16 protein-coding genes are annotated in these 18,032 nt (G+C 52.7%); 10 read left to right on the forward strand and 6 right to left on the reverse strand.

Annotation, left to right across the window (positions count from 1 at the left end; translation table 11 throughout):
- Window positions 1-203 precede the first annotated feature (203 nt).
- Complete coding sequence (locus tag KOR42_RS04190) at window positions 204-1,082, forward strand: ThuA domain-containing protein (RefSeq protein WP_146507352.1); 879 nt, start codon at window positions 204-206, stop codon at window positions 1,080-1,082.
- A gap of 218 nt (window positions 1,083-1,300) precedes the next feature.
- Entirely contained in the window at window positions 1,301-2,368 is a 1,068-nt protein-coding gene (locus tag KOR42_RS04195) for an Mrp/NBP35 family ATP-binding protein (RefSeq protein WP_146507353.1), read from the forward strand.
- A 146-nt stretch (window positions 2,369-2,514) separates the two neighbouring features.
- Here KOR42_RS04195 and KOR42_RS04200 read toward each other — a convergent pair whose 3' ends face one another.
- Together KOR42_RS04200 and KOR42_RS04205 are read right to left on the reverse strand one after the other, a co-directional pair.
- Window positions 2,515-2,922 (reverse strand): ferritin-like domain-containing protein, encoded by a 408-nt coding sequence (locus KOR42_RS04200; RefSeq protein ID WP_390620865.1) that lies wholly within the window; start codon window positions 2,920-2,922, stop codon window positions 2,515-2,517.
- A gap of 159 nt (window positions 2,923-3,081) precedes the next feature.
- Entirely contained in the window at window positions 3,082-3,459 is a 378-nt protein-coding gene (locus KOR42_RS04205) for a hypothetical protein (protein ID WP_146507355.1), read from the reverse strand.
- 215 nt (window positions 3,460-3,674) lie between these two features.
- Between KOR42_RS04205 and KOR42_RS04210 the strand changes: the two genes are divergently transcribed.
- Together KOR42_RS04210 and KOR42_RS04215 are read left to right on the forward strand one after the other, a co-directional pair.
- Window positions 3,675-4,649 (forward strand): ABC-2 transporter permease, encoded by a 975-nt coding sequence (locus KOR42_RS04210; protein ID WP_146507356.1) that lies wholly within the window; start codon window positions 3,675-3,677, stop codon window positions 4,647-4,649.
- Between the two features lie 175 nt (window positions 4,650-4,824).
- A complete protein-coding gene (locus KOR42_RS04215; RefSeq protein ID WP_146507357.1) occupies window positions 4,825-6,756 on the forward strand; it encodes an ABC transporter transmembrane domain-containing protein in 1,932 nt (643 codons plus the stop codon).
- Window positions 6,757-6,807: 51 nt separating this feature from the next.
- On the opposite strand, the gene KOR42_RS04220 is transcribed toward KOR42_RS04215, so the two are convergent.
- Both KOR42_RS04220 and KOR42_RS04225 read right to left on the reverse strand, forming a co-directional pair.
- Window positions 6,808-8,553, reverse strand: coding sequence for a HEAT repeat domain-containing protein (locus KOR42_RS04220; RefSeq protein ID WP_197440846.1), 1,746 nt, complete (start codon window positions 8,551-8,553; stop codon window positions 6,808-6,810).
- A 267-nt stretch (window positions 8,554-8,820) separates the two neighbouring features.
- Window positions 8,821-9,339 carry a CBS domain-containing protein gene (locus KOR42_RS04225; RefSeq protein ID WP_197440847.1) on the reverse strand — a complete coding sequence of 173 codons (519 nt, stop codon included), beginning with the start codon at window positions 9,337-9,339 and terminating at the stop codon, window positions 8,821-8,823.
- A 301-nt stretch (window positions 9,340-9,640) separates the two neighbouring features.
- On the opposite strand from KOR42_RS04225, the gene KOR42_RS04230 reads away from it, so the two are divergent.
- The 5 genes from KOR42_RS04230 to KOR42_RS04250 all read left to right on the forward strand — a co-directional run bounded on the left by KOR42_RS04230 (window position 9,641) and on the right by KOR42_RS04250 (window position 14,871).
- Window positions 9,641-9,919 (forward strand): hypothetical protein, encoded by a 279-nt coding sequence (locus tag KOR42_RS04230; RefSeq protein WP_146507360.1) that lies wholly within the window; start codon window positions 9,641-9,643, stop codon window positions 9,917-9,919.
- Window positions 9,920-10,265: 346 nt separating this feature from the next.
- Window positions 10,266-11,537, forward strand: coding sequence for an ATP-dependent Clp protease ATP-binding subunit ClpX (gene clpX / locus KOR42_RS04235; RefSeq protein ID WP_146507361.1), 1,272 nt, complete (start codon window positions 10,266-10,268; stop codon window positions 11,535-11,537).
- Window positions 11,538-11,870: 333 nt separating this feature from the next.
- A complete protein-coding gene (locus KOR42_RS04240; protein ID WP_197441099.1) occupies window positions 11,871-12,692 on the forward strand; it encodes an MlaE family ABC transporter permease in 822 nt (273 codons plus the stop codon).
- Between the two features lie 20 nt (window positions 12,693-12,712).
- Entirely contained in the window at window positions 12,713-13,507 is a 795-nt protein-coding gene (locus KOR42_RS04245; RefSeq protein ID WP_146507363.1) for an ABC transporter ATP-binding protein, read from the forward strand.
- A 176-nt stretch (window positions 13,508-13,683) separates the two neighbouring features.
- On the forward strand, window positions 13,684-14,871 hold the full coding sequence (locus KOR42_RS04250; protein WP_146507364.1) for an MlaD family protein: 1,188 nt from the start codon (window positions 13,684-13,686) through the stop codon (window positions 14,869-14,871).
- Between the two features lie 36 nt (window positions 14,872-14,907).
- Here the strand turns inward: KOR42_RS04250 and KOR42_RS04255 are convergent, their stop codons facing one another.
- The gene (locus tag KOR42_RS04255) at window positions 14,908-15,765 is read right to left on the reverse strand and encodes a class I SAM-dependent methyltransferase (RefSeq protein ID WP_146507365.1); all 858 of its coding nucleotides are present in this window, start codon (window positions 15,763-15,765) and stop codon (window positions 14,908-14,910) included.
- 188 nt (window positions 15,766-15,953) lie between these two features.
- Here KOR42_RS04255 and purH point away from each other — a divergent pair, with 188 nt between their 5' ends.
- Window positions 15,954-17,522 carry a bifunctional phosphoribosylaminoimidazolecarboxamide formyltransferase/IMP cyclohydrolase gene (gene purH, locus KOR42_RS04260; RefSeq protein WP_197440848.1) on the forward strand — a complete coding sequence of 523 codons (1,569 nt, stop codon included), beginning with the start codon at window positions 15,954-15,956 and terminating at the stop codon, window positions 17,520-17,522.
- Window positions 17,523-17,610: 88 nt separating this feature from the next.
- On the opposite strand, the gene KOR42_RS04265 is transcribed toward purH, so the two are convergent.
- The gene (locus KOR42_RS04265) at window positions 17,611-17,826 is read right to left on the reverse strand and encodes a DNA gyrase inhibitor YacG (RefSeq protein WP_146507367.1); all 216 of its coding nucleotides are present in this window, start codon (window positions 17,824-17,826) and stop codon (window positions 17,611-17,613) included.
- Between the last annotated feature and the right edge of the window lie 206 nt (window positions 17,827-18,032).

Here is an 18,032-nt window from a genome sequence, read left to right on the forward strand (position 1 = left end):
TACCGGATTGCGGCCGCTGGTCATTGAGGACACGGTCTCCTCCGCCCGGGTTCTGCATCAAGAGCGGAAAGTGTAGCAGCGTAGGAGTCGAATCATCAAATCGAATTTGCGACGGTCGTTCGAGTTTATTTTGCAAAATGCTACACTGATCAACTCTAACTTGTGCGTTTTCCAATCCTCGAGAAAGATGAGAGTTCATCGCAATGACAAACAGGCTGATGCTTCTTCTGCTTGCCGTGACGTTTCCTGGAGTATTGGAGGCCGCGGAGCCACTGAAAGGGCTGCTGATTACGGGCGGGTGTTGCCACGACTACGAGAATCAAAAGACCATTATCACCGAAGGGTTGAGTCAGCGGGCCAATATTGTCTGGGATGTTGTTCATGAAGGAGGAACAACACGGGACCATAAGGTGTCTGTCTATTCCGATCCCGACTGGGCGAAAAAGTATGACCTGATCGTCCACAATGAATGTTTCGGCGGTGTCACTGACCCGGAATTTGTCAGCTCGATTGCGAACGCTCACTTCGATGGCGTCCCCGCGATTTTCATTCACTGTGCGCTTCACAGCTACCGAAATTCCGGAGCTGCCGATGCGTGGCGTGAACTGATTGGGGTGACATCCAAAAGCCACGAAGGGAAGCGAGCCTTGAATGTCGTTCGCGTGGACGATCATCCGGTTATGACCGGTTTCCCCGAGGAGTGGAAAACTCCGAACGGAGAGCTTTACAAGATTGAGCAAGTCTGGACGAACTGCACTCCACTGGCTTTGGCGTTCGGTGAAGACACGCAAAAAGATCATCCGGTCATCTGGGTGAATAAATTTGGAAAAGCGAACGTCTTCGGAACGTCACTGGGGCATCACAATGAAACAATGAACAACGACATCTGGCTCGATCTGGTTGCTCGCGGGGCATTGTTTGTGACGGGAAAACTGACCGAAGACGGCAACCCGAAGCCAGGATACGAAGGTTCGGGAGTGAAACCGATCGAAATCGGAAAACTCGAATCTGTTCAGGATCCGGTCTTTTCATCGGAGACGAAAACAGCGTCGACGAAAGTGCTGGCGACAACGCCCGAATAATCGATATTGGTCTTCATCCCTGAGAATCCTCCAATCCTCAGGGACGAGACTGTTGTCGCCCTCGAGTTTCTCACGTAACTTGGACAGTCCGTGCTGTGCGTTTTCAGGAGAAATGCGCGCCCATCTCCGGCAGGAGCGGGAACGGAATTCAGTCACTAACAGTGTTGGACCCCTGACGTCTGGCACTTTGACGTTGAGAGAAGATTCGAGGAAAATCGATGGCGACTGTGGAAGAGATCAAAAGTCTCGTGGAAGGAATCAATGTCCCGGCATTCGACAAATCATTGTCGAACGCGAAGATGTTGAAGAACGTTTCCGTCGAGGGAAACCGTGCTGTTGTCGACATCGAGTTTCCAACCACTGCCTATCCTCAGCCCGGCGAGTTGGAAGAGACTATCCAAAGTGAGATTCAAAGCCGCTTCCCGGGCATGGAGGCGGCTGAGATTCGCTCGAAATTTGTCGTCAAGGGAAAAGATTCCGGGGCGAAGGTCGGGTTAACTGTCCGCAATGTGATTGCGGTCGGAAGTGGAAAAGGGGGTGTCGGGAAATCGACTGTGGCTGCTTCGCTGGCTTATGGCCTCAAGCAGTCAGGAGCGACTGTCGGGCTGATGGACGCAGATGTTTACGGTCCGAGTATTCCTCACCTGCTGGGGGCGACGGGACAGCCTGCGATGAAGCAAATCGAGGGTCCCGACGGACGAACGATCGAGAGAATCGTCCCAATTGAAGTGGACGGCATCAAACTGATGTCGATGGGTTTCATGGTCGGCGAAGATCAGGCAATTGTCTGGCGCGGGCCAATGCTCCACAAAGCGTTGTCTCAGTTCCTGCAGCAAACGGAATGGGGAGCACTCGACTATTTGATTGTCGATATGCCGCCCGGAACCGGGGATGTTGCCTTAACGCTTTCACAAATGGTTTCGCTGGCAGGGGCTGTGGTTGTCTGTACTCCGCAGAAAGTGGCGCTGCTGGATGCCGGGAAAGCGATTTCCATGTTCAAGACGGTCAAGATTCCGGTTCTCGGGATGGTGGAGAACATGACCGGGGAAATCTTTGGACAGGGCGGAGCCAAAGCGAAAGCGGAAGAGATGGGCGTTCCGTTTCTCGGCGAAATTCCTTCGGACCCCATCATTCGAATCCGTGGCGACGAAGGCAAAATCTCGCGCCTCGTTCAGGAAGAGAATCCTGTTCAGGACGCCATCATGAACGTCAGTTCTAACACCGCAATGGAAGTAGTCCGACAATTGTTGGCCAATCCAACAATGCCGACACTTGAGATTCTGTAGGCAAATCAGAACCTCGATCTGCCAGGCAAATTGGCTTCGAAAACTAAAAGACGATCCGCAACTGAACTGGTGCGGATCGTCTTTTCTTTTGATCAGTCACAAAGAATCACGGGGTCCGACGAAAGCGACGGAGCCCGCATCTTCGACTAGCTGCCTTCGTATTCGGCCAGATATCCCTGAAATTCCCGACGATGTTGTTCTTCATCTCCAAGAGCGGTGATGCAGAGGTCTTGCGTCACGTAGTCAACGCCGTCGCAAAGCTGAATGAGCTTGTTGTACTGTGCGATCGCCCCATTTTCTGCATCGATGACCCCTTTGATGACGGCCACGACGTCAGTCAGTTTTTGCGGGGGCTGCAGCGACTTCTGTGAAGCCTGAAATTCCATACTTCCGGGAACGACACCGCTCAGAGTCTTGATTCTCTGAGCGAGATTCTGGGCATGAGTGAGTTCTTCCTGCACGTCATTGGCGAGCGATTTCTTGATTTCCTCAGCACGAACCCCGTCCAGATTGATCGAGTTGGACAGGTAGTTCATGACAGTTTCGATCTCCATCCAGTAGGAGACCTTCAATTCCTCGACAATTTCAGCAAGTTTTTCGTCAGCCACGTCTTCGACTCCGATCTCGAGTGTTCAAGAGGATGGGTTCGTCAGCAAATTCTCACATCTTTCGCATTCTCATTGTAAGAAATTGTAGGCGTTGTTGCGTTTTCGTCAGCCCGAAATCTCGACAGATTCAACATCGTCGATGCTCACCGGCCCGACGGTTTTCCCATCGTCGGTGATCAGAAAGAGAAGTCCCGCCTGTGAGGTTCGGGCGTCCGGGTAACCTGTGACCTGTGTGCCATTCTTCCGGAAGATGGTGACTTGATGGGTCTCGTTGAGTTTTCCGACATTCGGGTCGCACAATTCCGGAAAACGGTTCCATGCCCATGCCCAGAGTGTCAATTCCGGATCCGGGCGGCCGGCTAGATCGACCCACTCCTGTTCTGCGAGGAGAAGATCTTTCCGTTCCGCGGTTTTGCACCAGGGAACGAGTGTCTCATGAATCCATTTTCTTCGGGATTCGACAAGGTCGTGAAAGTTTTTCATGCCAGCAAGCTCTATGGTCCGCAACGATTATCGAACTGAAAGCGATTTGAACCGATCGAAGTGATGAAAACTCGGCGACCCTCATTTGAACGCGGTTCCTTCCGTCGGTACAGTGAACGACTCATTCTTTCCTGTGGGATCGGGGAATTTCCGGTCCGCAGCCATTTCATTGCAATTTCGTATTGAATTTCTCCCGAATTCAGGACTCCACAAACATGTTCGCCTTTCCTCAACTCCTCGCGCAGGCCGGTGAAGGAGCAGTGTCGCTGCCCTATCTTCCGGTGACGGTGGGATGGTGTATCTTTCTGATTCTGTTGTTGGTGTTCAATTACACGACGCGGGCGGGGACGATTGCCCGAGCCACGACGAAGGAAGCAATTCGGCAGCCGATCTTCCTGCTCGTCACAGGGTTGGGTGTTTTGGTGATGATCGCCAACTATTACGTTCCCTTCTTCTCGATGGGGGACGACACCAAGATGTACATCGACTGCGGTTTGGCGATGACGCTGATTTGTGCCCTTCTCATGTCCGTCTGGACCGCGAGTATCAGCGTTGCTGAAGAAATTGAAGGAAAAACGGCAATGACGCTTCTTTCGAAGCCGATCAATCGCCGCCAGTTCGTCTTTGGAAAATATGTGGGGATTACTCAGTCGTCCCTGTTGCTCATCTTTGTCCTTGGGATCGTTTTCTTTTCCCTGACGTACTTCAAGTTCGGGTACGACCAGAAAGAGTCCGGGGAAACTCAGGCCGCTCTGTTTTACTTCCGTGATGTCGGACTGCCATTCCAGATTCCGTATCTCGTGAAAGAGCGGTTCAACATGGCACGCTCGATCTTGCCGGGACTCACGCTGATCTCAATGGAGGTTGCAGTGATGACGGCGGTCAGTGTCGCAATTTCGACACGCATGCCGATGCTCGTGAACATTTCGACATGCTTCTCGATCTTTGTGATCGGCCATCTGACTCCCGTGCTGGTGCTGTCGGATGCGAACGTGTTCGTGCGTTTTGTGGCGAGGGTTCTGGCGACATTCCTTCCGACGCTGGAACACTTCAATATGCAGGCAGCCATATCGACGGGTAAAATAATTCCCACTGATTATGTGGCCATGGCGGGCCTATACTGTATGGCGTATGTCGGCGCGATGATTATGGTCGCGTTTTTGATGTTTGAGGATCGAGATTTGGCGTAGGGAGACCAGAGATGCAATTTCACAGTGACAACTGAAGCGACTGATTGCTCGATGGGACGAAATCGTTGATCGGACGAAACGAGAACTGCGTCGGCCTTGGCGGCGCAGTTCTCGCGATGGTCATCAGGTCAGCTTGAGGTTTCGTCGTCAGAGCCAGTCGAATTCGAGGCATAACGTGCAATCCAACCAAGAACTGGCTTTGGCTCGATTGATTCCTCGTCGATCGTGGACTGACACGAATGGACTTGGATTGTTTCTATGGACCGCACTCTATTGCCTCGGAATTGTGGTCTCGCTGATTGCACTCACGCTTTGGTGTGACGTTCTAATCGTCAACACTCAAGTCTCTCCCCAGCATGTTGTGGAGTCGGTCCAGGAAGGTGGCGAAGTCGTCATCGAAGACCGGGGATTACTCCGACAGGTGGAGCGGTTCGGTCATTTGACCGCATGGAGTTGGCTCGACAATGTTTGCGAGCAGTTCGCAGCATTGCGGACGAATCGCTCAGCGCTTGTCGTGCTGACAGTGCTGCTTGTTGTGCTCATTATCTTTCTGATGTTCGCAAGAGGACGAGCGCGGGCGCACTCGATGGAGGCGGCGAGACAGGTGGCCACCTGGCTCCGGACGTCGATTCACCGGCAGACGCTTCGCTTGGGCCCAAGTGATTTGACCGGACAGCGATATCAGGCAGCATTCCGGTTGTTTACCAGTGATGTCGATGATATCCGGGATTCGTTGACCACTTATCGGCGGCGCGTCGTGCGCGGGTGGATGTTCATTCCGACACTCCTTCTCGTCATGTTCTCGATTGACTGGCGGCTGGCATTGCAGTGTCTTCTGCCGACGGCCTTCTGTTGGTTTGTCTATCGCTTAGAAAGAAAACGCGGAGCTGCTCAACGACAACTGGCGGAAGCTCATGCAGAAACGGAGTCCCGGTTTCTTGCCGACGGACTGAAACAAACGCGACTTGTTCGCGGCTATCACATGGAGACCTTCGAGCAGTCATTGTTCGAAAGCCATCTCGGACGTCTCTCGTCAGAGTCTCGAACCGGCGACCGGCTTGAGTCGGGAGCTCTCAGGCTCGCACGGTTTGTCGTGGTTGCGTCGATCGGAATCGTCTTTCTGTTGATCTCGATGAGAGTCCTTTCGGTTTCCAATCCGCTTCCCCTGTCATCGGGAATCGTTCTGGCGGTGGCGCTCGCGATGTTGTACCGGGAAGCGAGTGCGATTGAAGAAGCGGTCGCTGAGCGACAGCAATTGCATACGAAGGCCGACCAGATTTATCGCTATCTGGATGAGATCCCTGAAGTGGGGCAGGCTGTCGGTGCGAAGTTCATTCAGCCTGTGGCTAAGTCGATCATTTTCGAATCGGTTCACTATTCACATCAGGGCCATGAGATTCTGCGTGGCGTTGATTTGCGAATCGAAGCGGGGGCGCAAGTCGCTGTCGTTTCGATGGACCCTCTTGTTCCGCGGGCAGCTGCGTACCTGCTTCCGAGGTTTATCGAACCGTCGAAGGGACGCGTCCTGTTTGACGGAGAAGATATCGCCTGGGGTACTCTGGAGAGTCTTCGGGCAGAAACTCTCTATGTCGGGGGCGACGACCCAGTTTTGTCAGGGACCGTTCTTGAGAATTTGATCTGCGGTGACACTCGTTACACGATGCAGGATGCGATCGAAGCAGCGAAGAGTGTTCACGCAAACAAGTTTCTTTCGGGACTTCCGCTCGGGTATGAAACTGTGCTGGGAGAACACGGAGAGACTGTCGCGACTGGAGAGAAATTCCAGATCGGACTTGCTCGCGCCGTCCTGCGAGACCCGGCTGTTTTGATCATTCAGGAGCCGGATGAAATTCTCGGGGAAGACCTCAGAGCTGCCATTGATGATGCCTATCAACGTCTCTCGAAAGGGAGAACATTGATCTTCCTTCCGAGTCGGCTTTCAACGATCCGACGTGCTGACAAGGTTGTCCTTTTGCATGAAGGTCGAGTGGAAGCATTTGGAAGTCACAACGACTTGCGAAAGGCTTCCGAACTCTATCGGCATTGGGACTATATCAACTTCAACGCCTATAGTCGGGAGTCACGTCGGCTTCACTCCGGCGGATGATTTCGCGTCTGAGCGAGCGGGCACGACAAGGAATTGAGTGTCCTTCAAACTCTATTTACTCGGTGTTGAAAGACAGTCGAGTGCTGTTGTTGCGGAGATCCGGACTTCCGGGAGATCGTACTCAGCCATGTGCATGAGGTCCGGAAGGGCAAACATGGCGTATTCTTGCAAAGCTCCCAGGCTCAAAGCTGCTGCTGAACGAACGATGGCTTCTTCGTCATGGAGAGCCACTCGCAATGCAATCGCGGCATCTTCACGATAATCCCCGGTCATGCCAGCGAGAGTGACTGCGGCGAAGTAACGTTCTTCAACCGGAACACTCGCCAGGGCCTGTTCCAAAACCGCATAGGATCGTGGGTCATGAGGAACGATATTCAAAAGTGCTTCGGCAGCATGGAGTCGGGCGAGGCCGGTTCCCTGATCGCGTATTTGACAGAGTTGCTCAACAGCGTCCATTGCTTCGGGACCCATTTTCCCGAGTAGGTATGCCGAGAGTTGAACAACCTGAGGATCGTCTTCGGTCAACAGGTCTCGGAGTTCGTGGACGGTATCCCATGCGTCGCCTTCGAGGTCCCGAATTGTTCCGGCAGCATGCGTCCGCACGAGAGGATTCGGGTCTTCGAGGAGTTTTCGAACTTCAAGTGAAGCAGGCTGTGCTTCAGGTCCCTGGAGGCTGAGTTGGACGAGTCCAGAAATTCTCTCTCCGGGAACTTCGCTCGAAAGCAAAGCGATGACGGGTTGTAGATTCTCTGGAATCGGGGTCGCAGCCAGTTCTGCGGCTGGGATCTCTTCCGGGCTGGCTACCGGAGTCTCTTCTGGTCGAGTCGGTGCCCACTTCGGTTGAATCACGGTCGGATTCAAATCTGATTCGACGATGAGTCTCGTGCTCTCGCTGGTTGGGTGTTCAAGAACGGGAGCTGGTCTCACCTCGACTGCCGTTTTTACTTCCAATTCCGTTTCGGTTTCGGAAGAACTCTCTACGAGAGTCGAAGCGAGAGTCACTTTTCCGGGGCTTGCTTTGGGTGTTGTTTCCTCAGCGGGCGTCGAAGTGGCTTTCGGAGCAGTTTCTCCTTCTTCGAAGATCGCATCCCACCAGGGTGTTTCTGAGGAATTCGAAGGTTCCGTTGTCTGGCTCGCGATTGCGTCGCCTTGCGTATTGGTCGGTGCCCAATCGAACTCGCCAATGGATGCGATTGGCTCGCTTGGCAAACTCTCGACTTGTGCAGGTTCCGGAGTCTCCGCAACTTGAGGTTCGGCGCTCTCGGTGTTGGCAGCGACGTTTACGAATTCAGGAAATGACTGTTCCGATTGAGGAGACGGTTTCTGCTGAGAAGAATCCAAAGTTTCGGTCGCGGCTGCCGCGGTGCTTGCTGCAGGACTCGGTGTGTGTTCGAGATGTTCCTCGAGGAGTGCCAGGAATTCCTGTTGCTGGGCCCGGGTGAGCTGGGGATCTTCGGACTTTGGCTGTTGAGTTTCAGAGTCAAGAGTCTCCACCCAACCTTCGTTTTCAACCGGCACGATGACGTTGCTTGCATCGGACTTGGCGATGGCAGTTTCCGTCTTCTTCAGGTCAAGAGGTTGAGGGTAATTCTCTGCTTTTGCGAGACTCTCGTTGAGAAGCGTGATTCTGTTTCGGGCGACAGAATGTGTTGGATCTTCCTCAAGAATCTGTTCATACAGTTTCTGAGCGACCTCCGTCTTTCCCTTTTGCTCATACTTCTCGGCGATTTCGAGCAGACGATCGAATCGGTCTTCTTCTGCAGCTTGAACAGCTGGCGCAGGAGATCTGGAGGCCATCCAACTGGGTTTCGATGCGCATCCTGTCGCGGCCAGAAGGACTGGTGCAACTAACAGTAGAGTGTGTGAGATTCGACGCATCCGTAGTCCCCTCAGTGAATCTTCTCGAGTGGCGTTCGAGTCGAAACGGCTGATTCCTGCGATTCAATACGGGTTCCCGCGCACCCATCCTTGGTGCACTCCCTATCGGAATTATCGGCGGAATCATTTCAAGACTGCATCGAATGATTGATTTTGTGCTCTCGTTTCGATCTTCGGAAAAATTCCTCAAGTCGATTCGGGCAAGGAGAGTGTCGATCTGTGTCGCACGTCCTCACGTTCGGGCTTCATGTGAGGAGTTGGAATCGAGGTTGGTGGCGTGACGCACGGCAGTTTGTTCTCAGCTGGTTCGTCGTGGCTTTCGAGGACAGTTTCGACAAGCGTCCGGAGAACCGAATGCCGGGTGACCATCCCGACGAGAAGACCGCGATCGATAACGGGAACGCGTTGATGAATATGTTCCCGGAGGGTGCACGCCAGCTTCAGAATGTTGTCGTGAGGATGGGCGATCAGCCGGACTGGAAGCATGAACTCACTGATCGGGCGATCGATCTCGCGTTCGATGATTCGGTTCTTCAAGAAGATGTAATCAGGAACGACACCGAGAAGCGAGCCCTCTGAACTGGTTACGTATACTTCGGGGAGTTGGCAGAGAAGAAGAATTTTCTCTGCTCGCAGGGAAGAGGTTTCCGGCAACAGGCTCAGCGGAACTGATTGCATGATCTCTGAGACCGTCGGGGTTTCCATAACCTGCTCCGCTGCCAAAGTGTCTTTTGTGGCCCTGAAGACAGAACTGACTCTGAAAGTGCGAGGGTGGAGAGATCCTTCACATTTCATTTTAATCTGTTCGTGTCTCAATGTTCTTCGGCACAATCTGCCGGAATCATGATCTCAAAAAACGATCTGCCTCAAACAGATGTGATTTTGACAGAGAACTGTTGCAGACTTTACAGAAAGTTCGATCACGCCCTGTGACGAGAGAGGAGGGCGAGATGTGAGAAGTTGCTCATCGATCTTGCCAAGCTCGGCGATTCGGCCGATAATGCCGATGGATGACAGAAAGAGTGAACAAGTGGAACTGACAAGCCAGGAAAAGCTGGAATCTCTTCTTCAATCGTCCCGGATTGGGATGATTGGCCTCGTAGTTGCAATTCTGATTCTCGCCGGCTTGATTCACTGGTTACGGTCGTGGTATCGGGATCGTGATGATCCTGCCGGTGGTCCGAATGAAATCCTCAATCAAATGAGGGAATTACACTTGGAAGGTGACCTGTCAGAAGAAGAATTCCGATCCATCAAAGGTCAGATGAAAAGACCACGAGATTAATTCATTCCGAATTTCCTCAAAGGATGTCTTGAGTCACTCGGCACGACTTTGTCTCCAACAGGGAGAACGGTGGGGTTGAGTTGTCATTTCAAGAAATCACGCTGAATCGGCATCCCTTGCGAAGCTGGTTCAGCAAACTACCCCTCCCAAGGGTATATGCCAGGATGGCCATCCAGAATCACAACACCTCTCCGTTGTATCCTGGCAATTGAGTCTGATTCACTGATCATTTCCGTATCGGTTCACGAAGATCCAAATCAAACCCCAACTCGAAACCAGTCATGGAGGTTGTTTCGAGACCTGCCGATGCTCGAGTCATCGATCGACAGTTGAGAAGGAATGTTGAATGACCTCCAAAGAGTTTACAACCGGCCGAAGCAGTTCGGGCAAGAAGAATGCAAACTGTTCTTTTTGTGGGAAAAGCTATCGTGATGTCGGACCTCTGGTAGAAGGGCCTGGAGACGTCTATATCTGCGGGGAATGCATCGATTTGTGTCAATCGATCCTCGATCAGGATCGTCGTCGCCGTGGTGACAATAAAAAATTGTTCCAGAAGGTTCCCACACCTCGGGAAATCGTCGCCCACATGGATCAGTATGTGATTGGTCAGGAACGGGCCAAACGGACGATGGCGGTCGCTGTCCACAATCACTACAAGCGACTCTTGCTTGCCAGTGAAGGGGAGACCGATGTCGAAATCGAAAAGTCGAACATCCTGTTCATCGGCCCAACGGGCTCAGGAAAGACTCTCCTGGCACGAACCATTGCGAGATTCCTGCAGGTTCCATTCGCCATTGGCGATGCGACCACACTGACCGAAGCGGGTTATGTGGGCGAAGATGTTGAAAACCTGTTGCTGAAACTCCTGCACTCCTCTGATTTCGATATCGAATCAGCGCAGCGAGGAATTATCTTCATCGACGAGATCGATAAGATCGGGAAGACCAGCCAGAACGTTTCGATCACACGAGATGTCTCCGGCGAAGGTGTTCAGCAGTCGTTGTTGAAGATGCTCGAAGGAACAGTGGCGAATGTTCCTCCTCAAGGAGGTCGCAAACATCCTGAGCAGCAGTACATTCAAGTCGACACGACGAACGTGCTCTTCATCTGCGGAGGAACGTTTGTCGGCCTGGAAGAAATCGTTGCGAAACGATTGGGCAAGAAAATGATCGGGTTCGGTCATGATCCTCGTGATATCGAAGATCAGCGACGCGAACTGCTCGCAAAGGTGAACGTCGAGGATGTGCTTGAATTCGGGTTGATTCCAGAACTTCTGGGTCGGTTGCCTGTCCTCAGCACCCTGCGAACACTGACCGAAGACGAACTGATCTCGGTATTGACGGAACCCAAGAATTCATTGGTCAATCAATACACGAAACTGTTTGAAATGGAGGGAGCCACTCTCGAATTCCAAACAGGTTCTCTTCGAGAGATCGCAAAAGTCGCTCGTGCAAAAGAGACCGGAGCACGTGGACTGCGAAGCGTAATCGAAGATGTGATGTTCGAAATCATGTTCGAACTTCCTGATCAGGAACGTGGCCGGCACTACGAGATTACCCCCGAGATCGTCCGAGGAGAAAAATCGCTGTTTGCTCGTGATGAATCGGCCGCAGCCTGACCTTTCGAATCCCGCCGGTAAACAACCGGTGCTGATTTGATGATCTAACGAAAAAGGTGATTTCCCGATTGGGAAGTCACCTTTTTTTGTGGAATATGCTTCGCCGACATCTCCTTCGAGTCGGTCGCTGCGATCGGGAATTGAACCGATTGTGAATGTCAGAAAATCGGTCTCGCTGTCATTCGGACAAATGAGATAGACTGGCCCCGAATTCGGAGAATTTCCGCACCCACGGAGTGAAATGGTTCCACTTTCCGTGTAAGAACGGTGTCTTACTGGTGCGGCGAGAGTTTTTACGTTCGGACGACGTGGCAGAAGGATCTGCCTGGAATGATGAAATCGCAAGCAGCGGAGTCTCAGCAACTGACGTTTGTCCACCATCTCGGACAAGCGGTGGTCGGTTTTGTCACCCTTGCTGGGGATTTGACACTGTTTGGGCTGCGGATGGCATCCTGGATTATTCCGGGTTGGCCACGTGGGAACGTCTTGTGGCCGGTCATGTATCAGATCGGCGTGCTGAGTCTTCCGGTGATCTTGATCACAGGTGGCTTCATCGGCATGGTGCTTTCCGTTCAGGCGTACGAACAGTTTGCCTTAATGCATATGGAAAGCCAGTTGGGCACAGTCGTGAACGTCACATTGCTCAAAGAACTGGGACCGGTTCTGGCTGCGGTGATGCTCGCCGGGCGTGTTGGAAGTGCGATGGCTGCGCAGCTGGGCACGATGCGAGTCACGGAGCAAATTGATGCTCTGACGGCTCTCGGAGCGAACCCGGTAGCCTATCTTGTTGTCCCACGCTTTCTCGCCTGCTTTCTTCTGATTCCCTTGCTGACGCTGTTTGCCGATGGGATCGGAGTCTTGTCCGGGTGGTGGTTCAGCACTCAGGTTCTCGATGTTGAAAGCTTTTACTACTGGCATCACTCCCGTCGATTCGTCACTTCTTATGATCTCCTCAGTGGGATTCTAAAAAGCGTTTTCTTCGGGACAGCGATTTCCTTGATCGCCTGTCATCGCGGATTTCATAGCCGCGCAGGGGCTGAAGGTGTGGGGCAGGCCGCGACGGAAGCCTTCGTCTATTCGTTCGTCGTGATTCTCGGGATTGATTTTCTCCTGGGTTACCTGTTGATGGAACTCTATCCAATTCTTTGGAAGTAAAGAGCGAATCGATTTCTGTTATGTCGTCACTCATTGAACTTGAAAATGTCTCGCGTCAGTTCGGGACCCAACAGGTGCTGCGGGATATCACTCTGTCGGTTGAGACAGGGAAAACGCTCGTTCTCATCGGGGAGTCGGGATGCGGCAAAAGTGTGACAATGAAGCTGATGATGAATCTGCTTCCCCCCAGCAGTGGCACCGTTCTCTGGGACGGTCGACCTGTGAAAGACAGGACCGAAAAAGAAATCGTGCGCGAGCGATTGCGGTTCGGATATCTGTTTCAGGGAGCGGCTTTGTTCGACAGCTTAACGGTCTTCGAAAATGTTGCGTTCGGGCTTCGACAGAATCGCCGGCTGCATCCGAAGCAGATTTCGCAAACAGTTCACGAACGGCTGCGCGACGTCGGACTCGACCCCGCCATCGTCGTCGATAAGAAACCGGCTGAACTCTCAGGCGGCATGAGAAAACGGGTCGGGCTCGCTCGGGCACTCGCAATGGACCCGGAAGTGATGCTCTATGACGAACCAACGACCGGGCTCGATCCAATCATGAGCGATGTCATTAACGAACTTATTCTGCGAACTCGCGAGCGATGTAATGTCACAAGCATTGTTGTGACTCACGATATGAACACCGTTCAGAAAGTTGCTGACCGCGTGGTGATGTTTTATCCGCTGGCCCGCCTCAATCCGGAAGATCCGCAAATCATTTTTGATGGGGCAGCTGAGGAAGCCTTTGAGTCCCTCGATCCACGCGTCTCGCAATTCGTGCGAGGGGAAGCCGGTGAACGACTTCAGGAACTCGCCATTGGCTAACGCATCATGAATACCGAACTGCAGCAATTCGACTGAGCAAACACTGCAGCAATACAGCGATTAACGAAAACGAATTCCGGCGAGTCGATCGAGTCCGTGAAAATGGGCGACCACTCGTCTTTAAGTCAATCAATCAGATCTGTCTGAAACCTTAGTCTCCAACTGGTCGTAGTCACATGTCCGAACGACAATTGCAATTTCGAGTCGGCCTGTTTGTCTTAGCGTCGATGGTCATCGGTGCCGTGCTGATTCTTCAGTTTGGTGACATCAAGGATTATTGGAAGAAGACATATCCGCTGGCCATTCACTTCGATGATGCCCCCGGTTTGTATCCCGGAAGCCCGGTGAAACAAAACGGACTCGGAATCGGGACCGTCCGCAGCATCGTGCTCGACGAAGCAGAAGGAGGCGTTCTCGTCGTCGTTGACATCGTTGAGGATCATGTGATTCGCATCGATGCGGAAGCTTCTCTGGTGCAGTCCTTGCTTGGCGATGCCAAGATCGAGTTTTCCTCGGGCCGTGCAGGAGAAACGATTCCGCCAAACTCTCGAATTGATGGAATCGCTCCGGCCGATCCGATGCAGATCGTGCAGAGGATGGAATCAACGGTCAACGAATCGTTGGTCTCATTCACGGACACCAGTCAGGAGTGGCAAAAGGTCGCGGTCAATCTCAACAACTTGATGGAAACCCGCGAGGGCGATCTCGATACCGTGATTGAACGAACAGCACTCGCTCTGGACTCATTCACGAGAACGATGAACTCAGCGACGAAGACGTTTGATGAAGTCGGAACAACACTGACGCAGGCAGGTTCGACGCTCGAAACGGCAACGGCAGCCATTTCCAATGCGAACAGCTTTATCGCCGACCCGCAGCTTCAAGCCGATTTGCGGAGAACAGCAGCAGCGCTCCCTGTCATCGCTGAAGAGACCCGGCTCACCATTTCAACCGCGAGAGATTCGATTGTTCGGCTGAGCAAGAACATGGACGAAATTCACTCCGCGACCGCCCCGCTGGCCGAACAGAGTGATCTGATCGTGAATAAACTCTCCGGAAGTTTGATTCAACTTGAATCGCTTTTGACCGAGATGAATCAGTTCGCACAACTGATGAACGACGAGAATGGCTCCGTGAAGCGTCTCGCATCGGACCCGGAGCTGTATCAGAATCTCAATCGCTCCGCAGCTTCGCTCAGTGTATTGCTCGAAAACCTAAATCCGATTCTGAACGACATGCGGGTCTTCAGCGACAAAGTTGCCCGCCACCCAGAGATTCTCGGAATTCGCGGCGCGGTGAAGGGAAGCTCGGGATTGAAGGACTCCGCTGAGATCGAACAGACCGGAGGGTTCTTTCGCAAGTAGAACAACGATCCCGAACGGGACATCAATATTGAGAGTCTATGAGCTGAGAGTGTCGCTGACTCGCTGCAACAGAAACTCGTTGCATCCCAGCCGCTTCGTCGCTTTCACTGAGACGACATTGAAACCTCTCTGTTCATAGAATTCCGAGATTGCCTCGACCGAAGCAACTTCAAACGGATAGCCGCCAAGCCAGTCGCGCCAGTCATGGACGATCGACATCCCGCGGTTTCTCCGATACTCGCGAAACGCATTCTTTCGCCGGATGATGCTGACGAGGATCGTGCGAATGCAGAAGTACGGAAAAAAGATCGCCTGCATGGAATACCGACCGACAGATCCCGAGCAGTAAATTTGCTTCACTTTTCTCCACAGGTCGGACTGCCAACCTTGATCGTTGTAAATGGCGATGGCCAGAAAACCGTCGACTCGCGTGAGTGAGATGATGTTTTCCAGCGCTTGCCACATCTCTCCGGTGTGATGCAAAACCCCCCACGAATAGACGAAATCGAATTGTCCGAGTCGGGACAGATAGCCCGAGTCGAGCACCGATCCCGATTCGATCACCCAACGGTCATCGTCGGGGAAATAGCGATCCTTCAGCGATTGTGTGCAGGCGACCGAATTGGGATCGAAATCGAAGGAGTGAACCGTTGCCCCGAGTCTGCGGGCACAAAGCGAAAACAGTCCACTTCCCGATCCCACATCGAGAAATGAGCGGTTTTCGAGCGTCTGGACCTGAAGCAAATCTCGCAACGACTGCTCGGCGATTTCGATTCGATTTTCGTCCAGACTGCTGAGAAACTCAGCCCAGTTCTTGCCAAAAGCAAACCGGCGGCCCTGATCGATTTCCTCTTGGGCTCCCTCCAGAGGGGATGATGATTTCGCGACATTCATGTAGCGCTGAGGTTCCTGAAAGGATTCTGCTGGGCAAGAGGACGTCCATTTTCGAGAATTGACGGCCGACTTTCTTGTTGCATGATATCAACACAAATTGAACTCTTGGAGAGTGTTTGCAAGTCGAGCGCAGCTTGGCTACGGTGTCGAATTCCAGTCAAAGTACACTCTCGTTGAGGAATCGATCCATGAGCGACTATCCCCGTCGGGCGCTCGTTTCTGTCAGTGATAAATCCGGCCTTGGCCCATTTGCCAAAGGTTTGGTGGATCTCGGCTTTGAGATTCTATCGACCGGCGGTACGGCTCGCTTTCTCAAAGAGCAGGGTCTTCAGGTCATTGATGTTTCGGAATACACAGAATTTCCGGAGATCATGGGCGGGCGCGTCAAAACTCTCCATCCGAGAGTGCATGGAGCGATTCTCGGACGCCCCGATCTTCCCGACGACGCAGAAGCCATTCGGGAACACGGGATCATCCCATTCGAACTGGTTGTCGTGAATCTGTACCCATTCGAGCAAACCATCGCCAAACCCGATGTCTCGATTCCGGAAGCCATCGAGCAAATCGACATCGGTGGTCCCAGCATGGTGCGTTCCTCCGCAAAAAATCACGCTTACGTGGGGATTGTCACTAATCCAGAACAGTATGAACCCGTCCTGAATGCACTTCAGGAGGGAAGTTTGCCATTGGAGTTGCGGCGACAGCTGGCAGCATCCGCATTCGAAGCAACAGCTCGATACGACCGGGCGATTTCCGACTATTTCACAACACTCGAAGACGATGCCTCCGAGTTTCCGAAATCGCTCTCGCTGCAATTTGAGAAGAAGAGTGATCTGCGCTACGGAGAGAATCCGCATCAGTCGGCAGCGGTCTATCTCGAATCGAATCCTCCCGCAGCTTCCATCGCATCTTCTGTGCAGTTGCACGGCAAAGAATTGTCTTACAACAACTATTTAGATCTCGATGCCGCACTTTCGATTGCACTTGAATTCGAGCAGCCCGCTTCGGTCGTGATTAAGCACACGAATCCGTGTGGATGCGCCGTTGGAGAAGACCTCGCTTCTGCTTTCGATAAAGCCTACGCAGGTGATCCCGTCAGTGCCTTCGGTTCAATTCTTGGATTCAATCGCGAGCTCGACCTCGCCACCGCCGAAATGTTGGCAGAGCCGGGAAGATTCATCGAAGCAATCATCGCACCTGGCTATTCTCCCGAAGCACTAGAAGTCCTTCGTACGAAGCCGAAGTGGAAAAACAACGTTCGCATTCTGGCATGTGAAGGATTCCGGGAACCATCACCTGTCAGCCACGATTACCGGCGCCTGACTGGAGGGCTTCTGGTTCAGCAGCGCGATGACCGTCCCGATCCACCGGAAGACGAACGCATTGTGACGGAACGAGCCCCCACGGAACAGGAATTGGTGGACCTCCGCTTTTCATGGAAAGTCTGCAAGCACGTCAAATCGAATGCCATTGTTTTCGCAAGTCAGGGAATGATTGTGGGAGTCGGAGCCGGGCAAATGAGTCGCCTGGATTCATCAATGATCGCTGCCCACAAAGCAGGCGAACGAAGTCAGGGAGCGGTCGTTGCCTCAGACGCATTCTTCCCGTTCCGAGACGGTGTCGATGAAGCGGCCAAAGCGGGTGTTACGGCAGTCATTCAACCGGGCGGCTCACGCAACGATGAACAGGTCATTGAAGCATGCAACGAACATGGCATGGCGATGATCTTCACCGGTCACCGACACTTCAAGCACTAATCGTTCTGCGTGACGATTCTGCACTCGCTTCATTCGATGAATGTTGAGTTGACCGTTGAGGACGCTGCGGGCCAGAAGCGAAGCGGCTTCAGTCGAGTCCTTCCGGCGGGAACTCTTCGTTCATCAGCTGACTCTCAATCTGTTCTGGTGAGAGGTCTTCGACCACCATGTACTCACCGGTCATCCAGCGATTCAGATCGACGTATTTGCATCGCTTGCTGCAAAAGGGAAACAGAGCAGAGTCCCCATCAATCTCAACGGGAAGGTCATTCTTGCAGATTGGGCAGGTCAGGCGGGAAATCATTGGCTCAAGTCTTGTGTCGCTGAAAGATTGCCACTCGTGGAGGGCGCTTGATTACACCTCCATGTGACGAATTCTTCTTCAATGCGTCAACCGCTTCGTTCTGGATTTCTTTGAATTCTACAGACGAATGGAACCTCCGTTCACATTGAGTTTCGTCGGCAAACCACTGATACTCTAATGAATCAAGACGACCTCCTTCCAAAGAT

The organism is Thalassoglobus neptunius (assembly GCF_007859735.1).
Classification (GTDB): domain Bacteria; phylum Planctomycetota; class Planctomycetia; order Planctomycetales; family Planctomycetaceae; genus Thalassoglobus; species Thalassoglobus neptunius.